Origin of the sequence: Streptomyces sp. NPDC051555, assembly GCF_044454405.1 — a bacterium.
GTDB lineage: Bacteria > Actinomycetota > Actinomycetes > Streptomycetales > Streptomycetaceae > Streptomyces.
Genome location: NZ_JBITDP010000016.1, coordinates 123,776 through 144,341, shown reverse-complemented (window position 1 = coordinate 144,341; position 20,566 = coordinate 123,776). Strand labels below are relative to the sequence as shown.

Sequence of the window (20,566 nt, the reverse complement as noted above, 5' to 3'; positions counted from 1 at the left end):
GGGCTGCGGCTCCTTCTTCGACGAAATCACGCCGCCGCTCACTTGATCTCGGGAGGCGCGCGTGGAGGATGCCCGGTGCGCAGGCGACGGTTCCTTCTGGATCGACGTGCCGCGGGTTCGAATCCCGCCCGGCTCCGGCCGGTAGCTCAGTCCGGTAGAGCGAGCGACAACACCGTCACCGACTTGATCTCGGGCATCCCCCACGCGCGCCTCCCCCGATCGTTCACTTTTTGCCATGAATTCGGGGGGATTCACATGTCTCGTTTCAACCGCCGCACGCCCGCGCCCGCACTCGCCGCGTCGGGCGCCCCGCACTCGCCCGTCCGGTCCACCGGGCAGGTCGCCGCGACCGCTCTGGGCGCGGTGGGACGACTGCGTGACGCACGCTCCGAACTCTTCCTGCTGGCCGTCGCCAACTTCGTGACCCAGCGGACCTTCCACGAGGACGCCGCGCAGCGCGACGACCGCTACACCGCGCTGGTGCGCGAGCTGGCGGTCGAGGACCCGCACTGGACCGCCGGGCTGCTCGGCTGGCTGCGCGGCGAGGGGAACATGCGCACCGCGGCCCTCGTCGGCGCGGCCGAGTACGTCAAGGCCCGGCTCGACGCGCCGCAGGCGTCGCCCGCCACGGCGCAGTCGCAGGCACAGGCACAGGCGCAGGCGCCCTCGAACCGGCAGGTCATCGACTCGGTGCTGCGGCGGGCCGACGAGCCCGGCGAACTGCTCGCGTACTGGACGGCCGTGCACGGCCGCAACGTGCCCAAGCCCGTCAAGCGGGGCGTCGCCGACGCCGTGCGCCGGCTCTACTCCGCCTCCTCCCTGCTGAAGTACGACACCGCCACCAAGGGCTTCCGCTTCGGCGACGTCCTCAACCTCGTGCACGCCGTGCCCGATCCCGCCAAGCCCTGGCAGGGGGAGCTGTTCCGGTACGCACTCGACCGGCGCCACCACCCGGACTCCGCGGTCCTGCCCGAGGGGGCCCGTACCCTGGCCGCCCACCAGGCGCTCATGGAGCTGCCTGTCGCCGAGCGGCGGGCCGTGGTCACCGGGCCCGGCGGCGCCGAGCGGCTCGCCGCGGCGGGGATGACCTGGGAGGCGCTGGCCGGCTGGTTGCAAGGACCGCTGGACGCGGCCGCCTGGGAGGCGGTCATCCCCTCGATGGGGACGATGGCGCTGCTGCGCAACCTGCGCAACTTCGACGGGGCGGGGGTCGGCGACGAGGTGGCGGCCTCCGTCGCGGAGCGGATCAGCGACCCGGAGGCGGTCGCCCGCTCCCGGCAGTTCCCCTTCCGCTTCCTGGCCGCCTACCAGCACGCGCCCTCGCTGCGGTGGGCCTATCCGCTGGAGCGGGCCCTGGGGCACTCGCTGGCCGCCGTTCCGGCGCTGCCCGGCCGGACGCTGGTCCTGGTCGACCGTTCGGGGTCGATGTGGTCCCGGCTGTCGGACCGCTCGCAGCTCAACCGGGCGGACGCGGCGGCGGTGTTCGGCGCGGCGTTGGCGCTCCGGGCGGCCGACGCGGACCTGGTCGAATTCGGCACGGGCAGCGCGCCGGTGCCCTACGCCGCGGGCGAGTCGGTCCTGAAGGTGCTGGAGCGCTTCGGTGACCTCGGCGGGACCAACACCACCGAGGCGGTGCGGCGCCACTACGCCGGGCACGACCGGGTGCTGATCGTCACCGACGAGCAGGCCGCCCGCCACCGCGCCGGGGACCCGACCGAGCAGGTGCCGGCGGAGGTTCCGGTCTACACCTGGAACCTGGCCGGCTACCAGGTGGGACACGGCCCCTCGGGCGGCGCCAACCGGCACGTCTTCGGCGGCCTCACCGATGCGGCGTTCCGCATGGTGTCCCTGCTGGAGGCCGGGCGCGAGGCGCGGTGGCCCTGGGAGGCATAGGAACGGCGGACCGGGGCGGGGCCCGAACGGGCTCGGCCCCGGGCCCCGCGTGGCGGTCCGGGGACGGGCCCGCCGGCCGTGGGGCTCAGGTGCCGAAGGGTGTCTCGGAGACCGTGGCCGGGTAGTCGCGCCGCGTGCCGTAGGGGTCCCGCGCGTTCTCGTCCATGATGCCGGTCAGGATCGCCGCGAGCATGAGCCCGCCCAGCACGATCCCGACGATGCCGAGGATCAGGCCGGCCAGCGCCATGCCGCCGTTGTCGGCCTCGCCGCGCCCTGCTCGCTGGCGGCCCAGGGCGCCGAAGACCACCGCCACGATGCCCATGACGACGGCGAACACACTGGTGATGCAGCCGACCACGGACAGGATGCCGAGGACCAGGGCGGTGACGCCGAATCCGTTGCGCGGGGCCGCGTAACCGCCCGGGTAGCCCGGCTGGCCCGGGTATCCGGGATAGCCCGGGTAGCCCTGGTATCCGGGGTACCCCGGATAGCCGCCCTGGTCCGGCTGGGTCGGGTACCCGTAGGCACCGGCCCCCGGCGGGGCGGGCTGCGCCGGGTACCCGTAGGCGGGCGCCGGCTGCGACGGGGGCTGCGGCTGCGGCTGCCCGAAGGGCCCGCCCGTGCTCTCGCCCCCCGGCATGCCGACGATCGTCGGCTGGTCGTGCACGCGCGACGGATCCGGCGCGCCCGGCGCGGGAGCGCCCCCCGGCGCGCCCTGCTGCTTGCCCAGGTCCACCGCGGGCCGCTCCGGCGGCGCCCACGGGTCGATGGGCTCGGGGCTGTGTTCGGTCATGCGACGCCCCCCTCTCGTACAGCCATGCTACGGGCTGCCACCGACATGCCCCGGGCTGCCTACGATGAACCCCAGACCTGCCCGCACGCGCGTCCCGACGGAGACTCCTCATGCCCGATCTGCACCCCTTCATCGCGGGGCTGCCCAAAGCCGAACTCCACGTCCACCACGTCGGTTCGGCCTCGCCGCGCATCGTGGCCGACCTGGCCGCCCGGCACCCCGATTCCGCGGTCCCGACCGACCCCGAGGCGCTCGCCGACTACTTCACCTTCACCGACTTCGCGCACTTCATCGAGGTGTACCTGTCGGTCGTCGACCTGATCCGCACCCCGGACGACGTCCGCCTCCTGACGTACGAAGTCGCCCGTGACATGGCCCGGCAGAACATCCGGTACGCCGAACTCACCATCACCCCCTACTCCTCCACCAGCCGCGGCATCGAGGAGAAGGCCTTCATGGAGGCCATCGAGGACGCCCGCAGGGCCGCCGAGAGCGAGCTCGGCGTGATCCTCCGCTGGTGCTTCGACATTCCCGGCGAGGCCGGCCTGGAGGCCGCCGCCGAGACCGCCCGGCTCGCGGTGGACCTGCGCCCCGAGGGCCTGGTCTCCTTCGGCCTCGGCGGTCCCGAGATCGGGGTCCCGCGCCCGCAGTTCAAGCCGTACTTCGACCGGGCCCGCGCGGCCGGTCTGCACAGCGTGCCGCACGCCGGCGAGACCACGGGGCCGCAGACCGTCTGGGACGCGATCCGCGACCTGGGCGCCGAGCGCATCGGCCACGGCACCAGCTCCACGCAGGACCCGGAGCTGCTCGCCCACCTCGCCGAGCACCGCATCGCGCTGGAGGTCTGCCCGACCTCCAACATCGCCACGCGCGCGGTGGCGGACCTCGACGCGCACCCGATCAAGGAGATGGTCGCGGCGGGCGTGCTCGTCACCATCAACAGCGACGACCCGCCGATGTTCGGCTCCGACCTCAACAACGAGTACGCGGTGGCCGCGCGCCTGCTGGAGCTGGACGAGCGCGGTCTGGCGCAGCTCGCCAAGAACGCCGTCGAGGCCTCCTTCCTGGACCCGGCCGGCAAGGCGAAGCTGACGGCGGAGATCGACACGTACACCGAGGCGTGGCTGGCTTCCTGACACTGCGGAGAATGGGGATCATGCGCACTCTGACTGTGACCGCCGTCGGCCACCGCGGTGATCCCTACCGCGTCCGTGAGAACACCCTGCCCTCGCTCCGTTCCGCGTTCGACCGCGGGGCGGACGCCGTCGAGATCGACGTACGCCTCACCCGGGACGGCGTCCCGGTGCTGCTCCACGACGACACCCTCCAGCGGCTGTGGGGCCACGACGTGCGGCTCGACGCCGTGACGGCCCCGCAGTTGCGGGAGCTGACCGGGGGCGGGGTGCCCACCCTGCGGGAGGCCCTGATGGCCACCGGCGCGGGACGCGTGATGATCGACCTGCCGGGCGCGAGCCCGGAGGGGGTCAAGGCGGTGGTGGGCCTGGTGCGCGAGTGCGGGGCGCGCGAGCGCGCGTACTACTGCGCGGGCGCGAACACGATGCTGGCCGTCCGGGCCGCCGATCCCGGCGCCGAGATCGCGCTGACCTGGACCTCGCTGAGCCCGCCGCGCCGGGTGCTGATCGACGCGGTGGCGCCCGCCTGGCTCAACTACCGCTTCGGGCTGGTGCGGCGGGAGCTGGTGGACGCGCTGCACGGGGACGGGCTGCGCGTCTCGGTGTGGACGCCGGACACCAAGCGGTCGATGCGCAAGGTGTTGGCGGCCGGGGTGGACTCCGTCACGACGAACCGGATGGACGTGCTCACGGCCGTACGGGCCGAGTCCGACCCCGACCGGTGATACCCGGTTGGGGGGATCTCGCCGGGGCCGTCCGGCGGGCCGATCCGCGCGCCCAGGACCTCGGGCTGACGCTGCTGGTGCAACTGGCCGTGACGATGCCGTTCGTGGTCCCTCGCGCGGCCGATCTGCCGCCCGCGGACTGGGCGTCGTACGCGGTGACCACGCTCGGCGTGCTGCCGCTGGTCTGGCGGCGGCGCTCTCCGGTGGGCGTGCTGGTCGCGATCCTGGCCGTCGGCGGCGTGTACAACCTGGCGGTCGACGGGCCCGGGCAGCCGATCCCGTACGCCGGGCTGATCGCCTTCTACACGGTCGCGCTGCGGTGCCCGCCCCGGGTCCGACTCGCCGTGGGCGCGCTCGCGGTCGTGACGGTCGCCGTGTCCGTGGGGTGGAACACGGGGTCCGCGCGCGAACTGCTCTTCACCCTCTTCGTCTCGGGCGCGGCCTACGCGCTGGGGCGCCTCCAGCACACGCGGCAGGCCTACACCACCGCCGTGGAGGACCGCGCGGCCCAGCTGGAGCGGGCGAACCGGATCGAGGCGGAGCAGGCGGCCGCCCGGGAACGGGCCCGGATCGCCCGGGAGATGCACGACGTCCTCTCGCACGCCGTCAGCATCATGATCGTGCAGGCGGAGGCGGGTCCGGTGGCCGTGCGGCGGGCCCCCGAGCGGGCCGAGGCGGCCTTCGACGCCATCGCGGAGACCGGTCGGGACGCGATGGCCCAACTGCGGACGATGCTGGGCGTGCTGCGGACGGACGACGCCTCTCCGCGCCGCCCGCAGCCGGGCATCGCGGAGCTGGCGGAGCTGCTGGAGCGGGTCCGGGCCAGCGGGCTGACGGTGTCGTACGAGCGGACCGGCGCGGTCCGCGCGCTGCCCGCCGCGCTGGAGGCGACGGTGCACCGGGTGGTGCAGGAGGCGCTGACGAATGTGGTGAAGCACGCCGGGGCGGCGCGGGTGACGGTCACGCTGGAGTACGGGCCGCGGATGCTCGGGGTGACGGTGGTCGACGACGGGCGCGGCCCGGCCCGCGACGGGCGGGGCGGCCGGGCCGACGACGGGGCTGGCGGCGGGTCCGGCGGCGGGTCCGGCGGCGGGCACGGGCTGATCGGGATCCGGGAGCGGGCCGCCGCCCACGGCGGCACGGCCCGGTGCGGTCCGGGTCCGGCCGGCCGGGGCTTCGAGGTGCACGTCAGCCTTGTAGCCTCGCCGCTGGAGGTGGGGAATTGACGATCCGTGTGGTGGTCGCGGACGACCAGGAGCTGGTGCGCGCCGGCTTCGCGATGATCCTGGACGCCCAGGAGGACATCGAGGTCGTCGCGGAGGTGGGTGACGGCGCGGCGGCGGTGGCCGCGGTGCGGGAGCTGACCCCGGACGTGACGCTGTTGGACGTCCGGATGCCGGTCATGGACGGGATCGAGGCGTGCCGGGCGATCACGGCGCGCAGCGCCTGCCGGACGGTGATGCTGACGACGTTCGACGCGGACGAGTACGTGTACGAGGCGCTGCACGCGGGGGCCAGCGGTTTCCTGCTGAAGGACGTGCGGCGGGACGATCTGGTGCACGCGGTACGGGTGGTGGCGGCGGGCGATTCCCTGCTGGCGCCCTCGGTGGCGCGGCGGCTGATCGAGGAGTACACGGCGGCGACGGCGCGGGGCCGGCTCGGGTCGGCGGCTAAGTCGGCGGCGGAGTCAGTCGCGGCCGCCGAGGCCGCGCGCCGGTTGGCGGGGCTGACGGCCCGGGAGCGGGAGACCCTGCTGCACCTCGGGCGGGGACTGTCGAACGCGGAGATCGCGAGCGCGCTGGTGGTGAGCGAGCACACGGTCAAGTCGCACGTGGGGAACGTGCTGGCGAAGCTCGGGCTGCGGGACCGGATCCAGGCGGTGATCTGCGCGTACGAGACGGGGCTGATCACTCCCGCCGGCGCCTCTCCCTCCAGCACCTCTCCCTCCGGGGGTTCTCCCTCTGGGGGTTCTCCCTCTGGAGAGTGAGGGATGGGCGTGTCGACTCCCCCGCGCCGGCTAGTTGTCACACCGCTGAAGACCCCTCTCGCTGGTGATCCGCAACTACCCCTGTGAGCAGCACCATTGAGTCATCGGGGGCCGCGGTGGCCGCCGGAACTCGCAGTCACTCACAGGGGGAGACCATGAACGCTCGCACCCGCACGCTGATCGCCGCCACGCTGGTCCTGGGGATCGCCTCGGGCCCCGTGCTCGCCCACGCGGCCCCGGCCCCGGCTCCGGCTCCGGCCCCCGCTTCGGGGGTCGCTTCGGGGGTCGCCGCGCCCACGGTCCCGACCCCACCGAACGCGGCGGCGCTGGCGGAGGCGATCACCGGGCTCGGCGCCGACAACGAGCACGCGACCGCGGCCCTGGTGCGCGTGGGCGGCACCAGCGGCAGCTGGCAGGGAAGTTCCGGCGTCTCGGACGTGCGCACCGGCCGCGCGGCGATCTCGGAGGGCCGCTTCCGGGTGGGCTCGGTGACGAAGACCTTCACCGCGGCGGTGGTGCTCCAGCTGGTGGCCGAGGGCGAGGTGGGCCTGGACGAGACGGTCCAGCACCGCCTGCCCGGCCTGCTGCCGGACACCTTCAAGCCCGTGACCGTGCGCCAGCTGCTCAACTACACGAGCGGCATCCAGTCGGCCGACGGCCCCGGCGACGCCTTCGAGGACGCCTATTCCCACCGGTTCGACATCAGCGACCCGCACGCCATGATCGCCAACGCGGTGGCCAAGGGACCCGGCTTCGACCCGGGGACCAAGCAGGAGTACCTCAACATCGGCTACACGATCCTGGGCGTCCTGATCGAGAAGCTGACGGGCACCTCGTACGCGAAGGCGGTCGAGGCCCGGATCACCAAGCCCCTGGGGCTGCGCGACACCTCCTCCCCCGGACCGGTGCGCGTCCGGATCCAGGGCCCGCACCATCACGGCTACCAGGCGGTGCCGCGGGCGGACGGGACCAGCGAGCTGGTCGACGTGAGCGACTGGAACGCCTCCGCCCAGTTCGCCGCGGGCGACCTCGTCTCGACCACGGCGGATCTGGAGCGCTTCACCGTGGCCCTCTTCAGCGGGCGGCTCGTGCCGAAGGCGCAGCTGGAGGAGATGTTCACCGTGCCCGCGGTGAAGAACACGGCCGGCGAGGACGCGGATCTGACCGCGGGCATGAAGCGGTTCCTGCTGCCGGGCGGGGTGGTGGCCTGGGGCAAGACGGGCGCCCGCCCCGGCTATAGCACGGTGATCGGGGGCACCCGCGACCTGTCCCGCACGCTGGTCTACTCGCTCAACTCCACGGACGCGAAGGGGCGGGAGACGAACCCGATAGCCGAGAAGCTGGTGATGGCGGCCTTCAAGAAGTGACGGCGGCCCCCGCCGACGCCGCCGACCCGGGCCTCGGCTCCGCCCCCGGCCCCGCCGCCGGCCCGCCGGCCAGCGCTTCCAACCGCTTGATCATCCGGCGGAGCACCAGCAGGGGGATCACCCCGAACACGCCGAACGACATGTCGATGACGCTCCACCCGAAGGGGATGCCGCGGATCGGTCCGCAGATCAGGGCCAGCGGGATGATTCCGGCACAGGCGATCATGCCCGCCTCGACGATCCAGATGTTGCGGACCGGGTCCCGGTGGACCCCGTAGAAGAACACCGCGATCACCAAGTGGGCGAAGGCGAGCCAGTCGGTTCCGTAGAGGAGGAAGGGGTAGTCCGCGTCGGCCCGCTCCAGCCCGTCACCGACCCGCCGCAGCCACTCGTGCGAAATCAAGGAATTTGCCCAGTGGAGTTCGCTGACCAGTGGGAAGGCCGTGAGGCCGCTGAGCACCAAGCAGACGATGAACAGGGTCAGCCAGACCCTGATCCGGCGCAGCAGAACGCTTCGTTCGGTCATGATCCGAAGAGTACGCTGATTTCTGAACACGTTCAGCAAAATCTCTGAACATGTTCAGTTCTGTGCCTCACAGGCCGACGATGGAGTTCCAGCGCCTCGCGAAGGACTGCCGCTCCGCCGCCGAGATGTCCCGGGCCACGACGAGCCGCTTGCGCATCTCGTCGTCGGGGAAGATCAGCGGGTTCGCGGCCAGTTCGGCGGTGTCCTTGTCGTCGGATCCGGCCAGCACCTCGCGGGCGGCGGGGACCGGGCAGACGTAGTTGACGGAGGCGGCGAGCTCGGCGGCGATCTCGGGCTGGTAGTAGTGGTCGACGAGGGCCTCGGCACTGGCCTTGTGGCGGGCCAGGTTCGGGATGAGCAGGCTCTCGGCCCACAGCTCGGCGCCTTCCTCCGGGACCACGAACTCGATGTCGGGGTTGTCCGCCTGGAGTTGGATGGCGTCGCCGGAGTAGGCCTGGCAGGCGAGCACATCGCCCTTGCTGAGGTCCGAGGTGTAGTCGTTCCCCGTGAAGCGGCGGATGTGCTTCTTGCGGACCATCTCCTCCACCTGGTCGCAGACCCGGTGGAAGTCCGACTCGGTCCAGCGCGTGACGTCGACGCCGTTGCCCTGCATCAGCAGCGAGAAGGACTCGTCGAGCCCGGAGAAGAGCGTCACCTTGCCCGCGAGGTCGGGGTGCCAGAGCTCCTTGGTGGACTTGATCTCCCGGCCCAGCGCCTTGCGGTTGTAGGCGATGCCGGTGATCCCGGACTGCCAGGGGACCGTGTGCAGGCGCCCCTGGTCGAAGGCCGGGGAACGCAGCTGCGGGTCCAGGTGCTTCGCCACGTTCGGCTGGGCCCCGCGGTTCATGGTCTGGGCCCAGCCGAGCCGGACGAACCGGGCCGCCATCCAGTCGCTGACCACCACCAGGTCGCGGCCGGTCTCCTGGTGGTTCATCAGGGCCGGGCTGACCTTGCCGAAGAACTCGTCGTTGTCGTTGATCTCCTCGGTGTACTTCACCTCGATCCCGGTCCGTTTCGAGAAGGCGTCCAGCGTCGGGCGCCGGGTCTCGTCCTCCTCATCGGTGTCGATGTAGAGCGGCCAGTTCGCGAAGGCCAGGCTCCGGTCGGCACCGGAGCGGTCCGTGCCTTCCCGTCGGTCCTCCGGGACATAGGCGGCGGGCACGCCACAACCGACGAGGCCGGCCAGCAGGCCCGCGGCGCCGAGGCCGCGCAGGGCCGCGCGGCGGGAGAGAGCGAGTTCAGGCATGCGCACAGACTGGGCGAACGCGAAGGGGCGGGCAATAGACATGTTGTCTACTGCCCGCCCCTTGAGCGAACGGCGGTGAACGATGCGCCGACGGTCGGCGACCGGTCAGCCGTCGAGCGAGGTCATCACGTGCTTGATCCGGGTGTAGTCCTCGAAGCCGTAGGCCGAGAGGTCCTTGCCGTAGCCGGACTTCTTGTACCCGCCGTGCGGCATCTCGGCGACCAGCGGGATGTGGGTGTTGATCCACACGCAGCCGAAGTCGAGGTTCTTGGACATGCGCATCGCGCGGCCGTGGTTCTTGGTCCACACCGAGGAGGCGAGGGCGAACTCGACGCCGTTCGCGTACTCCAGGGCCTGCGACTCGTCCGTGAAGGACTGGACGGTGATGACGGGCCCGAAGACCTCGTTCTGGATGATCTCGTCGTCCTGCTTCAGGCCGGAGACCACGGTCGGGGCGTAGAAGTAGCCCTTGTCGCCGACCCGGTGGCCACCCGCCTCCACCTTGGCGTGCGCGGGGAGGCGCTCGATGAAGCCCGCGACCTGCTTCAGCTGGTTCGGGTTGTTCAGCGGCCCGTAGAGCACGTCCTCGTCGTCCGGCTGACCGGTCTTGGTGTCGGCCGCGTTCTTGGCGAGCGCCGCGACGAACTCGTCGTGGATCGACTCGTGGACGAGGACGCGGGTCGCGGCGGTACAGTCCTGGCCCGCGTTGAAGAAGCCGGCGACCGCGATGTCCTCGGCGGCCTTGGCGATGTCGGCGTCCTCGAAGACGACGACCGGGGCCTTGCCGCCCAGCTCCAGGTGGACGCGCTTGACGTCCTTGGCGGCGCTCTCGGCGACCTGCATGCCCGCGCGCACCGAACCGGTGATGGAGGCCATCGCCGGGGTGGCGTGCTCGACCATCGCCTTGCCGGTCTCCCGGTCACCGCACACGACGTTGAAGACGCCCTTGGGCAGGATCGAGTCGATGATCTCGGCCATCAGGATCGTGGAGGCCGGGGTGGTGTCCGAAGGCTTGAGGACCACGGTGTTGCCCGCCGCGATGGCCGGGGCGAACTTCCACACGGCCATCATCATCGGGTAGTTCCACGGCGCGACCTGCGCGCAGACGCCGACCGGCTCGCGGCGCACGATGGAGGTCATGCCCTCCATGTACTCGCCGGCCGAACGGCCTTCCAGCAGACGGGCGGCGCCCGCGAAGAAGCGGATCTGGTCCACCATCGGCGGCAGCTCCTCGCTGGCCGTGAGGCCCAGCGGCTTGCCGGTGTTCTCGGACTCGGTGGCCACCAGCTCCTCGGCGCGCGCCTCGAAGGCGTCCGCGATCTTCAGGAGGGCCTTCTGGCGCTCGGCGGGGGTGGTGTCGCGCCAGCCCGGGAAAGCCGCGGCGGCGGCGGCCATGGCGGCGTCGACGTCGTCCTGCCCGGACAGCGGGGCGCTGGCGTACACCTCGCCGGTGGCGGGGTTGACCACCTCGGTGGTCCGCCCGTCGGCGGCGTCCTTGAACTCCCCGCCGATGTAGTTGCGCAGACGACGCAGTTCGCTGGTCACTACGGCCACTCTCCTGATCACATGTCCAATGGTTGAGACAAAACCCCAGCCTAGCCGCTGCGGAGACGCTTTCGACAGAGCCGGACGCCACGAACTACGAAATCCGCGTAATCCGAGACCTCGAACAACGAATTACATCGGTTACCGCTTGCGGAACAGACGACTCCTCGTGCACAGTGAGGTCGTGGTCAGTCGAAGCGCAGATTCCAGGAACAGACAACCGTCCCCTTCGGTCGATGCTGTGTCCCTGGCGATCATCGAGCAACTGCAAGAGGACGGCCGCCGCCCCTACGCGGCGATCGGCAAGGCCGTCGGCCTCTCCGAAGCCGCCGTGCGCCAGCGCGTGCAGAAGCTGCTCGACCAGGGCGTCATGCAGATCGTGGCCGTCACCGACCCGCTCACCGTGGGCCTGCGGCGTCAGGCGATGGTCGGCATCAACGTCGAGGGAGACCTCGACCCGGTGGCCGACGCGCTGACCGCGATGGCCGAGTGCGAGTACGTGGTGATGACCGCGGGTTCCTTCGACCTGATGGTGGAGATCGTCTGCGAGGACGACGACCACCTGCTCGACACGATCAACAAGAAGATCCGCGCGCTCCCCGGCGTGCGATCAACCGAAAGCTTCGTTTACCTGAAGCTGAAGAAGCAGACCTACATGTGGGGAACCCGATAACCGTGAGCCAGGACCTCTCCAAGACCGCGTACGACCACCTGTGGATGCACTTCACCCGCATGTCGTCCTACGAGAACGCGCCCGTCCCCACCATCGTCCGGGGCGAGGGCACCTACATCTGGGACGACAAGGGCAAGCGCTACCTGGACGGTCTCGCCGGACTGTTCGTGGTCAACGCCGGTCACGGCCGCAAGGAACTGGCCGAGGTCGCCTACAAGCAGGCGCAGGAACTCGCGTTCTTCCCCATCTGGTCGTACGCGCACCCCAAGGCCGTCGAGCTGGCCGAGCGCCTCGCCCACTACGCCCCCGGCGACCTGAACAAGGTCTTCTTCACCACGGGTGGCGGCGAGGCCGTCGAGACCGCGTGGAAGCTCGCCAAGCAGTACTTCAAGCTGCAGGGCAAGCACACCAAGTACAAGGTCATCTCGCGTGCGGTGGCCTATCACGGCACCCCGCAGGGCGCCCTGTCCATCACCGGCCTGCCGGCGCTCAAGGCCCCCTTCGAGCCGCTGGTACCCGGCGCGCACAAGGTGGTCAACACCAACATCTACCGCGCCCCGATCCACGGCGACGACCCGGTGGCCTACGGCCGCTGGTGCGCCGACCAGATCGAGCAGGAGATCCTGTTCGAGGGCGCGGACACCGTCGCCGCCGTCTTCCTGGAGCCGGTGCAGAACGCCGGTGGCTGCTTCCCGCCGCCGCCCGGCTACTTCCAGCGCGTCCGCGAGATCTGCGACCAGTACGACGTGCTGCTCGTCTCCGACGAGACGATCTGCGCCTTCGGCCGCCTGGGCACGATGTTCGCCTGTGACAAGTTCGACTACGTGCCGGACATGATCACCTGCGCCAAGGGCATGACCTCGGGCTACTCCCCGATCGGTGCCTGCATCATCTCGGACAAGCTCGCCGAGCCGTTCTACAAGGGTGACAACACCTTCCTGCACGGCTACACCTTCGGTGGCCACCCGGTCTCCTCCGCCGTGGCCCTCGCCAACCTCGACATCTTCGACAAGGAAGGCCTCAACCAGCACGTGCTGGACAACGAGGACGCCTTCTTCTCGACGCTGAAGAAGCTGCACGACCTGCCGATCGTCGGTGACGTCCGCGGCAACGGCTTCTTCTACGGCATCGAGCTCGTCAAGGACAAGAACACCAAGGAGTCCTTCACGGACGAGGAGACGGAGCGCGTGCTCTACGGCTTCCTCTCCAAGGCGCTCTTCGAGAACGGCCTCTACTGCCGCGCCGACGACCGTGGCGACCCGGTCATCCAGCTGGCCCCGCCGCTGATCGCCGACCAGGGCACCTTCGACGAGATCGAAGGAATCCTGCGCTCGGTGCTCACCGAGGCGTGGACCAAGCTCTAGATCGGACCCCGGCACCGCCGGACCCCACGGCCCGGATCCTCCGTTCGAGTGAGAACGAGAGGGTCCGGGCCGTGTGCTGTAGCCAGCCAAGACGTTCATCTCTTTACATCTCATTGCGGCGCCAGTGACCAAGCGGGCTCCGCTTCGTTCCCCCGGACGGAGGTGTACGCCATGGTTGCTCCACCGGACAACGACGTGCTCTGGGCACGCTCTCTGCACTACTCCCACAGCGGATCGCCCGGCCTCATCGGTGTCTCGATCGGCGTCCGCCAGGGTGAGGTCCTCGCCGTCACGGGCCCCCGCGGCAGCGGCAAGACCACGCTGCTGCACTGCCTTTCCGGGCAGCTCGTGCCCGAACAGGGCGAGGTCTGGTTCGACGACGTCCCCGTGCACACCATGGGGACACTGGCCCGGGAGCGGCTGCGCCGCGACCGGTTCGGCTGGATCGGCCCCGAGCCCGGGCTGCTGCCGGAGCTGAAGGTCTGGGAGAACGCCGCGCTGCCGCTGCTCCTCGCGGGCGCCCCGCACCGCGTCGCCAAACAAGCCGCCTGTGAGTGGCTGGACCGGCTCGACATCGGCGGCTTCGCCCGCAAGCGCCCCGGCGCCCTGACCCGCGCCGAGTCGCAGCGGGTCGCCCTGGCCCGGGCCCTGGTCGGCGACCCCTCGGTGATCTTCGCGGACGAACCGACGGCCCCGCTGCACCGCGCCGAGCAGGCCACCCTGCTCCGCACGCTGACCACCGCCGCCCGCTCGCACGGGATCACCGTGTTGCTGGCCACGCACGACGAGCGGACCGCCGAGGTCGCCGACCGCCGCGTGGCCCTCCTCGACGGCCGCTCGGCGTCGACCGCGGGCGCGGACCCGGGCATGGGCCCGGGCGCGGACCCGGGCATGGGCGCGGAAGCGGACCCGAGCCGGGACGCGGACACCGCTGCGAACGGCCCGGGGCTGCCGACGGAAGCGGAGGGTCAGGGCGCGTGCTCGCTCTCCGCCTGACCCGGGGCTCCCGGCCGCTCGTCCAGCTCCGCCGGCTGCTGGTCGCGGCCGCCTCGGCCGGAACCGGCTTCCTGCTGCTGTACGTGCTGGCGGAGGCGCTCGGCGGAGCTGCCGGATCGTTCCCCCGGCTGTTGTGGGCGCTCGTCCCGCTCGCCGTGACCGTGCACTTCGCCGTCGCGGTGGCCCGTACCGACCCGGCCACCCGACCCCGCGGGGGGATGGACGCGGCCGGACTGGGGCCCGTACGCCTCGTGCTCGTCGCGGCGATCTCCACCGCCATCGCCTGCACCCTGGGCAGCGCGGTCGCCCTCGCCGCCTTCCTGCACCTGCGCGGGGAGGTCTCCGGGCTGCCCTTCGACGGGGCCGGGGCCTCGCTCCTGCACGCCGACCGGCCGCTTCCGGTGGCGGCCGCCCTCACCCTGCTGGCGCTGGTGCCGATCATCGCCTCGGCCACCGTGGCCCTCGCCCTGCGGCCGGGGGCGCGGGCACGCCGTGCCCCGCAGGCCGAACTGCCGTGGGGGATCTCACTCACCGCCTGCGGGCTGGCGGTCGAGGCCTACGCGGGCCGCGGCGGCCCCGGGATGCTCACGGGCTGGGCGCTCACCGCCCTCGGGCTGTCCCTGGCCGGGCCCGGCCTGGCCTACGCCTGCGGCACCCTCGTCCAGTCGGTGCGCCCCGGCGCGACGCGGCTGCTCGCCGGCCGGATCCTCCAGGAGGAGGCGCCCCGGGTCGGCCGCCCCCTCGGCGTGGTGTGCGCGGTGGCGGCCGGGGCGCTGACCGCCCTGGCCCTGCGCGAGCAGGGCGGACTGCACGTACCGCTGGGGCCGCTGACCGGACCCGCGGCCGCGCTGGTCGGCGCCTGCGCCGCCGCGACCCTGCTGACCACCGCCGTCGAGATCCGCCAGGGCCGGTCACCGGCCCGCGAGGCGCTGCGCGGCCTGGGGGGCGCGGCCGGGGTGCTGCGCGGCGCGGTGGCGCTGCGGGCCGTCGCCCTGCTCGCGGTCTGCGTCCCGCTCAGCTGGGGTGTGGCGCAGCTGACGGTGACCGCCTTGACCCACTGACGCGGACAGCCCTTAGGGTGGGCGAAATGGCTTACCCGGACATCGAGATCGAGACCCTCGCCGAATTCGACCAGGTCGTCGCCCGCGGGGACCTGAGCGGCTACCGCATCCAGTCGGTCAACCTGCTGGAGCGCACCCTCGCCCTGCTGTCGAGCGACACCACCGCGGCCGTCTTCCTGGGCTGCCCCATGGAGCCGGACGCGGCCGCGAAGGTGCGCGCGGACGGGGCGCTGGTCTTCCCGCCGGTGCCCGACCTGCCGTTCAACCCCTACCGGGGGCTGCTCTACACCCCACAGGAGCTCTTCGCCTCGCTGTCCGCCGGGTACGAGGCCACCCCGGACGCCGAGGCGTACTCCTGGTTCCAGGAGACGAAGGCCGACGGCGACGTCTTCTCCTCCATGCTGCGGTCCATCCACGACGACGCCATCTCGGACGCCCTGGACGAGCACCTCGCGGGCGTGCGGGTGGTGGGCGTCATGGGCGGGCACGCCATGGCCCGCGGCGGCCCGGCCTACGCGGGCGCGGCCCGACTGGGCCGCAGCCTGGCCCGGACCGGGCTGACCGTGGCCACCGGCGGCGGCCCCGGAGCGATGGAGGCGGCGAACCTCGGTGCGTACCTGGCCCCGGCCGCGGACGACGCGCTCACGGAGGCCCTGAAGATGTTGGCCGAGGCGCCGTCGTTCACCCCGTCGGTCTCCGAGTGGGCACGGGCCGCCTTCGCCGTGCGGGAGCGCTGGCCCGACGGCGGCGACTCGGTGGGCATCCCGACCTGGTTCTACGGCCACGAGCCGCCGAACGCCTTCGCGGGCCACATCGCGAAGTACTTCGCGAACGCCGTCCGCGAGGACGGGCTCCTCGCCCGGTCCAACGCGGGCGTGGTCTTCCTGCCGGGCGCTGCGGGGACCGTCCAGGAGATCTTCGACAACGCCACCCCGAACTACTACGGGTCGCGCGGCGAGCCCGCCCCGATGATCCTGGTCGACCGGGAGCACTGGACCGAGCGGCTCCCGGCGTGGCCGCTGCTCCAGGCCCTGGCGGCGGGCCGACCGATGGAGTCCCGGATCGCCCTGGTCGACTCCGTCGACGAGGTTCCGGCGACACTCGCGTCATTCGTTTAGGGGTACGAGGCAACTTCCGGGGTCGATAGGCCGTCTGGCATAGGTAATAGATACGTAAAAACCTGCCAGACGTGAACGGAGCCCTCTGTGCTCATAGGCCTGCTGACCGCTGTCGCGGCTTCCATCTGCTACGGCACGGGATCCGTCCTACAAGCCGTGGGCTCCCGCAAGGCGGCCCGGAGTTCCGATGCGGGCGCGGGGGTCACCCAGCACGGGGGCCCGAACCTCGCCTCCACCGCGAAGGCGGCGATGACCTGGGAGTTCATCGTCGGCACCATCCTGGACTTCGTCGGGTTCGGGCTCGGTGCGCTGGCCGCCCGGCTGCTGCCGCTGTTCCTGTCCCAGACGGTCATCAGCGCCAACCTGGTGGTCACCGCCGTGCTGAGCGTGAAGATGCTCGGCATCCGGCTGACCCGCAAGGAGTGGACCTCGATCGGTGTCGTCTGCAGCGCGCTGGTGCTGCTGGCGACGGCCGCGGGCCACGAGGGCGGACACCACGCCGCGGCCGCGACGCACTGGTGGCTGCTGGCGGTGACCGTACTGATCATCGGCGGTGGCACGGTGGCCGTGCGGTTCCTCGGCGGGCGGGCGGCGATCCTGGCGGGTCTGCTGTCCGGCCTGGCGTTCGGTGCGCTGGGCGTGGGCGTGCGCATCCTGGACGGCGTCGAGCCCTTCTCGCTCGGTGCGCTGCTGGCGGACCCGGCCCTGTACGCGATCTTCCTCGCCGGGACCGGCGGCATGTACCTGCACACCGTGGCCCTGCAGATCGGCTCGGTGAACGGTGCGACGGCGGCGCTGGTCGTGGGCGAGACGGTGCTGCCGGGGGCCATCGGCGTCCTGTGGCTCGGGGACGCGTCCCGGCCGGGGCTGGCGTGGTTGGCCGTACTGGGCTTCGTCCTGGCCGTGGCGGGTGCGGTGGCGGTGGCCTGGTTCGGCAACCACGAAGGCGCCGACCCCGAAGCCGCGGCCGACACCAGAACGGACCCCCCGGTCCCGGTCCCCTGACGCCCGGCCCGGCCCGGGCTGGTCTCGCCTCCGGCGGAGTCCGACCTCGCCCCGGCCCGGGCTGATCTCGCCTCCGGCGGGCCCTCAAACGCCGGGCAGGCTGGATTTGCCCTCCGGGCACTCCATCCCAGCCCCGCCCGAGGCAAACCCAGCCCCGCCGGCGTTTGAGGCGCCGCCGGAGGCACGGACGGCCCGCACGGGCCCACCCAGCCACGCCATCCCAGCCCCGCCGGACGTAAACCCAGCCCCGCCGGCGATTGAGGCGAATCCGGCCTCGCCGGGGAACGCGGTGGCTACTCCGGGGGGAGGACGACCACCTCGGACGGGGTGAAGGTGACCGCGACCCGGTCCCCCGGCCCCGGCGCCCCCGCCCACCCGCACTCGGCCTCCAATACCGACCCCGAGTCCGCCCGCAGCCGCAGCGCCACATGCGTCCCCCGAAACGTCCGCGCCTCCACCACGCACCCCAGCCCGGAGGGCCCCGGCACCACCCCCGCCGACCGCACCAGCACCCGGCACGGCCCCTCCGGGGACCCCTCCGGCACCGGGATCCGGCCCCACACGGTCTGTGCCACGCCCCGCGAGACCTCCGCCGGAACCACGTTCTCGAAGCCGAGGAACCGCGCCACGAACTCCGACGCGGGCCGCTGCCAGACCTCCAGCGGGGTCCCGACCTGGGCGATCCGCCCCTCCCGCATGACCACCACCCGGTCGGCGAGCGCGAACGCCTCGCCCTGGTCGTGCGTCACGGCGAGCACGGTCGTACCGAGCCGGGAGAACAGCTCCCGCAGTTCGACGACGAGTCGCTCCCGCAGCCCCCGGTCCAGCTGCCCCAGCGGCTCGTCGAGCATCAGCAGCCGCGGCGACGGCGCCAGCGCCCGGGCCAGCGCCACCCGCTGCTGTTCGCCGCCGGACAGGGAGGCCACGGCCCGGCGCTGCGCCCCCGGCAGGCCGACCAGCTCCAGCAGCTCCGCCACCCGGGCCTCGTACGACGACCGCGCCGCGCCCTGCATCCGCAGGCCGAAGGCCACGTTCCCGCCGACGTCGCGGTGCGGGAAGAGCTGGTGGTCCTGGAACATCAGGCCCACCCCGCGCCGGTGCACCGGCACCCCGCGCTGGTCGGCCCCGCCGAGGCGCACCCGCCCGCCCGCGGTCGCCTGGAGCCCGGCGACCACCCGCAACAGCGTGGACTTCCCGCTGCCGCTCGGCCCGAGCACGCACACGGTCTCGTGCTCGGCGACCGCCAGATCCACGGCGTCCACGACCGCGCGCTCGCCGAAGCGCACCGACACTCCGCTCAGTTCCAGCAGGGTCATCAGAACTCTCCGGAGGTCTTGTCGGGGCGCAGCCGCTCCAGCGCCAGCAAGGACGCCGCGCACACCAGCATCAGGATCGTGCTCAGGGCCATCGCCTGGCCGTAGTTCATCTCGCCCGCCCGTCCCAGCAGCCGGGCCACGGCCACGGGCAGCGTCGGGTGGTCGGGCCGGGCGATGAAGACGGTCGCCCCGAACTCGCCGAGCGAGACCGCGAAGGCGAAGCCGGCGGCGATCAGCAGCGCCCGCCGCACCAGCGGCAGGTCCACCTCCCGCCAGGCCCGCAGCGGCGAGGCCCCCAGCACCGCCGCGGCCTCGCGCAGCCGGCCGTCCACCGCGCGCAGTACGGGCAGCATGGTCCGTACGACGAAGGGGACGCCGACCAGCGCCTGGGCCAGCGGCACCAGGATCCACGAGGTCCGCAGGTCCAGCGGCGGCTCGTCCAGGGTGATCAGGAAGCCGAATCCGACCGTCACGGCCGACACGCCCAGCGGAACCATCAACAGCGCGTCGAACCCGCGCACGAAGCGGCCCCCGCGCCGGGTGAGCGCCGCGGCCGCGAGCCCCCCGACGACCAGGGCGATGGCGGTGGCGGCCAGGGCGTACTGGAGGGAGTTCCAGATCGCCTCCAGCGGCGGCACCAGGAAGGTCCCGCCGCCGGCGCCCGCCTCTTGCAGGGCCCGGTAGTAGCGGAAGCCGTAGCCCCCGGGCGTATCGAAGGACCGTTCGACCAGGACCCCGAGCGGCAGCACGATCAGCAGCGCGACCGTCAGCAGGACCGCGCCGAGCAGCAGCCGCTGCCCGAGGCCGTGCGGCCGCTGCGCCGTCCCGGCGGGATCGACCAGCCGCAGCGCGGTCTCCCGCTTGCGCACGATCCAGGCGTGCACGCCGAGGATCGCGCCGACGGCCACGAACTGCACCATCGTCAGGACGGCGGCGGTCGGCAGGTCGAGGAGCTGTGCGGTCTGCCGGTAGACCTCCACCTCCAAGGTGGAGTACGCCGGTCCGCCGAGGATCTGCACGACGCCGAAGGAGGTGAAGGTGAACAGGAACACCATCAGGGCGGCCGCGGCGACGGCCGGGCCGAGCGCGGGCAGGGTCACCCGGCGCCAGGCGGTGAACCGCCCCGCCCCGAGCACCCGGGCGGCCTCCTCCTGGCGCGGGTCGAGCTGCGCCCAGAGGCCGCCGACCGTGCGGACGACCACGGCGTAGTTGAAGAAGACGTGGGCGAGCAGGATCGCCCAGACGGTGGTGTCCAGCCGTACGCCCCACAGCTCGTCCAGCATCCCGCCGCGTCCGACCAGGGCCAGGAAGGCGGTGCCGACGACCACGGTGGGCAGTACGAAGGGAACGGTGACGACCGCCCGCAGCAGCTGTTTGCCCGGGAACTCGAAGCGGGCGAAGACGTACGCACCGGGCAGCGCGATCAGCAGGGTCAGCGCGGTCGAGGCCAGCGCCTGCCAGGTGGTGAACCAGAGCACGTCGGCGATGTCGGGCCGGGCGAGGACCTCGCCGATCCGGCCGAACTGCCAGCCGTCGTCGCCCCGCAGCCCGCGGCCGACGATCGCGGCGACCGGGTAGGCGAAGAACAGGCCGAAGAAGGCGAGGGGCAGGGCCATCAGGGCCAGCCGCACCGCGACCGCACGACGCCCCTCGGCGCCCGGCGACGGCCCGACCGGACCGGACCCGGAGTGGGGGGGGGGGGGCCCCCCCCCCCCCCCCCCCCCCCCCCCCCCCCCGGGCCGGCCCCCCCCCCCCCCCCCCCCCCAGGGCCACACACACCCCGTGGGGGGGGTGGGGGGGGGGGGGCCCGCCGCGGGG

18 protein-coding genes are annotated in these 20,566 nt (G+C 72.5%); 12 read left to right on the top strand and 6 right to left on the bottom strand.

What is annotated here, in order from left to right; all coding sequences use genetic code 11:
- Positions 1-255: 255 nt before the first annotated feature.
- Positions 256-1,893 carry a TROVE domain-containing protein gene (locus ACIBEA_RS28825; RefSeq protein ID WP_399265779.1) on the top strand — a complete coding sequence of 546 codons (1,638 nt, stop codon included), beginning with the start codon at positions 256-258 and terminating at the stop codon, positions 1,891-1,893.
- An 85-nt stretch (positions 1,894-1,978) separates the two neighbouring features.
- Here the strand turns inward: ACIBEA_RS28825 and ACIBEA_RS28820 are convergent, their stop codons facing one another.
- Entirely contained in the window at positions 1,979-2,686 is a 708-nt protein-coding gene (locus tag ACIBEA_RS28820; RefSeq protein ID WP_399265778.1) for a DUF4190 domain-containing protein, read from the bottom strand.
- Between the two features lie 110 nt (positions 2,687-2,796).
- Between ACIBEA_RS28820 and ACIBEA_RS28815 the strand changes: the two genes are divergently transcribed.
- The 5 genes from ACIBEA_RS28815 (at position 2,797) to ACIBEA_RS28795 (ending at position 7,898) form a co-directional block, all read left to right on the top strand.
- On the top strand, positions 2,797-3,822 hold the full coding sequence (locus ACIBEA_RS28815) for an adenosine deaminase (RefSeq protein WP_399265776.1): 1,026 nt from the start codon (positions 2,797-2,799) through the stop codon (positions 3,820-3,822).
- Positions 3,823-3,833: 11 nt separating this feature from the next.
- The gene (locus tag ACIBEA_RS28810) at positions 3,834-4,544 is read left to right on the top strand and encodes a glycerophosphodiester phosphodiesterase (protein ID WP_399265774.1); all 711 of its coding nucleotides are present in this window, start codon (positions 3,834-3,836) and stop codon (positions 4,542-4,544) included.
- Positions 4,544-5,770, top strand: coding sequence for a sensor histidine kinase (locus ACIBEA_RS28805; RefSeq protein ID WP_399265882.1), 1,227 nt, complete (start codon positions 4,544-4,546; stop codon positions 5,768-5,770). The genes ACIBEA_RS28810 and ACIBEA_RS28805 overlap by 1 nt, the downstream gene beginning before the upstream one ends.
- Positions 5,767-6,531 (top strand): response regulator, encoded by a 765-nt coding sequence (locus tag ACIBEA_RS28800; RefSeq protein WP_399265772.1) that lies wholly within the window; start codon positions 5,767-5,769, stop codon positions 6,529-6,531. Before ACIBEA_RS28805 ends, ACIBEA_RS28800 begins: the two co-directional genes overlap by 4 nt.
- 155 nt (positions 6,532-6,686) lie before the next feature.
- Positions 6,687-7,898: a serine hydrolase domain-containing protein gene (locus ACIBEA_RS28795; RefSeq protein WP_399265770.1), complete on the top strand. Its 1,212-nt coding sequence runs from the start codon at positions 6,687-6,689 to the stop codon at positions 7,896-7,898.
- On the opposite strand, the gene ACIBEA_RS28790 is transcribed toward ACIBEA_RS28795, so the two are convergent.
- The 3 genes from ACIBEA_RS28790 to ACIBEA_RS28780 all read right to left on the bottom strand — a co-directional run bounded on the left by ACIBEA_RS28790 (position 7,888) and on the right by ACIBEA_RS28780 (position 11,215).
- Positions 7,888-8,424 carry a hypothetical protein gene (locus ACIBEA_RS28790; protein ID WP_399265768.1) on the bottom strand — a complete coding sequence of 179 codons (537 nt, stop codon included), beginning with the start codon at positions 8,422-8,424 and terminating at the stop codon, positions 7,888-7,890. The genes ACIBEA_RS28795 and ACIBEA_RS28790 overlap by 11 nt on opposite strands.
- Before the next feature lie 67 nt (positions 8,425-8,491).
- A complete protein-coding gene (locus ACIBEA_RS28785) occupies positions 8,492-9,670 on the bottom strand; it encodes a spermidine/putrescine ABC transporter substrate-binding protein (RefSeq protein WP_399265766.1) in 1,179 nt (392 codons plus the stop codon).
- Between the two features lie 105 nt (positions 9,671-9,775).
- Positions 9,776-11,215: a gamma-aminobutyraldehyde dehydrogenase gene (locus ACIBEA_RS28780; RefSeq protein ID WP_399265764.1), complete on the bottom strand. Its 1,440-nt coding sequence runs from the start codon at positions 11,213-11,215 to the stop codon at positions 9,776-9,778.
- 169 nt (positions 11,216-11,384) lie between these two features.
- Here ACIBEA_RS28780 and ACIBEA_RS28775 point away from each other — a divergent pair, with 169 nt between their 5' ends.
- The 6 genes from ACIBEA_RS28775 (at position 11,385) to ACIBEA_RS28750 (ending at position 17,432) form a co-directional block, all read left to right on the top strand.
- Complete coding sequence (locus ACIBEA_RS28775) at positions 11,385-11,888, top strand: Lrp/AsnC family transcriptional regulator (protein WP_037791052.1); 504 nt, start codon at positions 11,385-11,387, stop codon at positions 11,886-11,888.
- Entirely contained in the window at positions 11,873-13,252 is a 1,380-nt protein-coding gene (locus ACIBEA_RS28770; RefSeq protein ID WP_399265762.1) for an aspartate aminotransferase family protein, read from the top strand. The genes ACIBEA_RS28775 and ACIBEA_RS28770 overlap by 16 nt, the downstream gene beginning before the upstream one ends.
- Before the next feature lie 171 nt (positions 13,253-13,423).
- Positions 13,424-14,248 (top strand): ABC transporter ATP-binding protein, encoded by an 825-nt coding sequence (locus ACIBEA_RS28765; protein WP_399265760.1) that lies wholly within the window; start codon positions 13,424-13,426, stop codon positions 14,246-14,248.
- Positions 14,230-15,309 (top strand): hypothetical protein, encoded by a 1,080-nt coding sequence (locus tag ACIBEA_RS28760; RefSeq protein WP_399265758.1) that lies wholly within the window; start codon positions 14,230-14,232, stop codon positions 15,307-15,309. The genes ACIBEA_RS28765 and ACIBEA_RS28760 overlap by 19 nt, the downstream gene beginning before the upstream one ends.
- A gap of 26 nt (positions 15,310-15,335) precedes the next feature.
- Entirely contained in the window at positions 15,336-16,427 is a 1,092-nt protein-coding gene (locus ACIBEA_RS28755) for an LOG family protein (protein ID WP_399265756.1), read from the top strand.
- A gap of 87 nt (positions 16,428-16,514) precedes the next feature.
- A complete protein-coding gene (locus tag ACIBEA_RS28750) occupies positions 16,515-17,432 on the top strand; it encodes a hypothetical protein (protein ID WP_399265754.1) in 918 nt (305 codons plus the stop codon).
- A gap of 293 nt (positions 17,433-17,725) precedes the next feature.
- Here ACIBEA_RS28750 and ACIBEA_RS28745 read toward each other — a convergent pair whose 3' ends face one another.
- Positions 17,726-18,748, bottom strand: coding sequence for an ABC transporter ATP-binding protein (locus tag ACIBEA_RS28745; RefSeq protein WP_399265752.1), 1,023 nt, complete (start codon positions 18,746-18,748; stop codon positions 17,726-17,728).
- Complete coding sequence (locus ACIBEA_RS28740) at positions 18,748-20,364, bottom strand: ABC transporter permease (RefSeq protein WP_399265750.1); 1,617 nt, start codon at positions 20,362-20,364, stop codon at positions 18,748-18,750. The genes ACIBEA_RS28745 and ACIBEA_RS28740 overlap by 1 nt, the downstream gene beginning before the upstream one ends.
- Positions 20,365-20,566 lie beyond the last annotated feature (202 nt).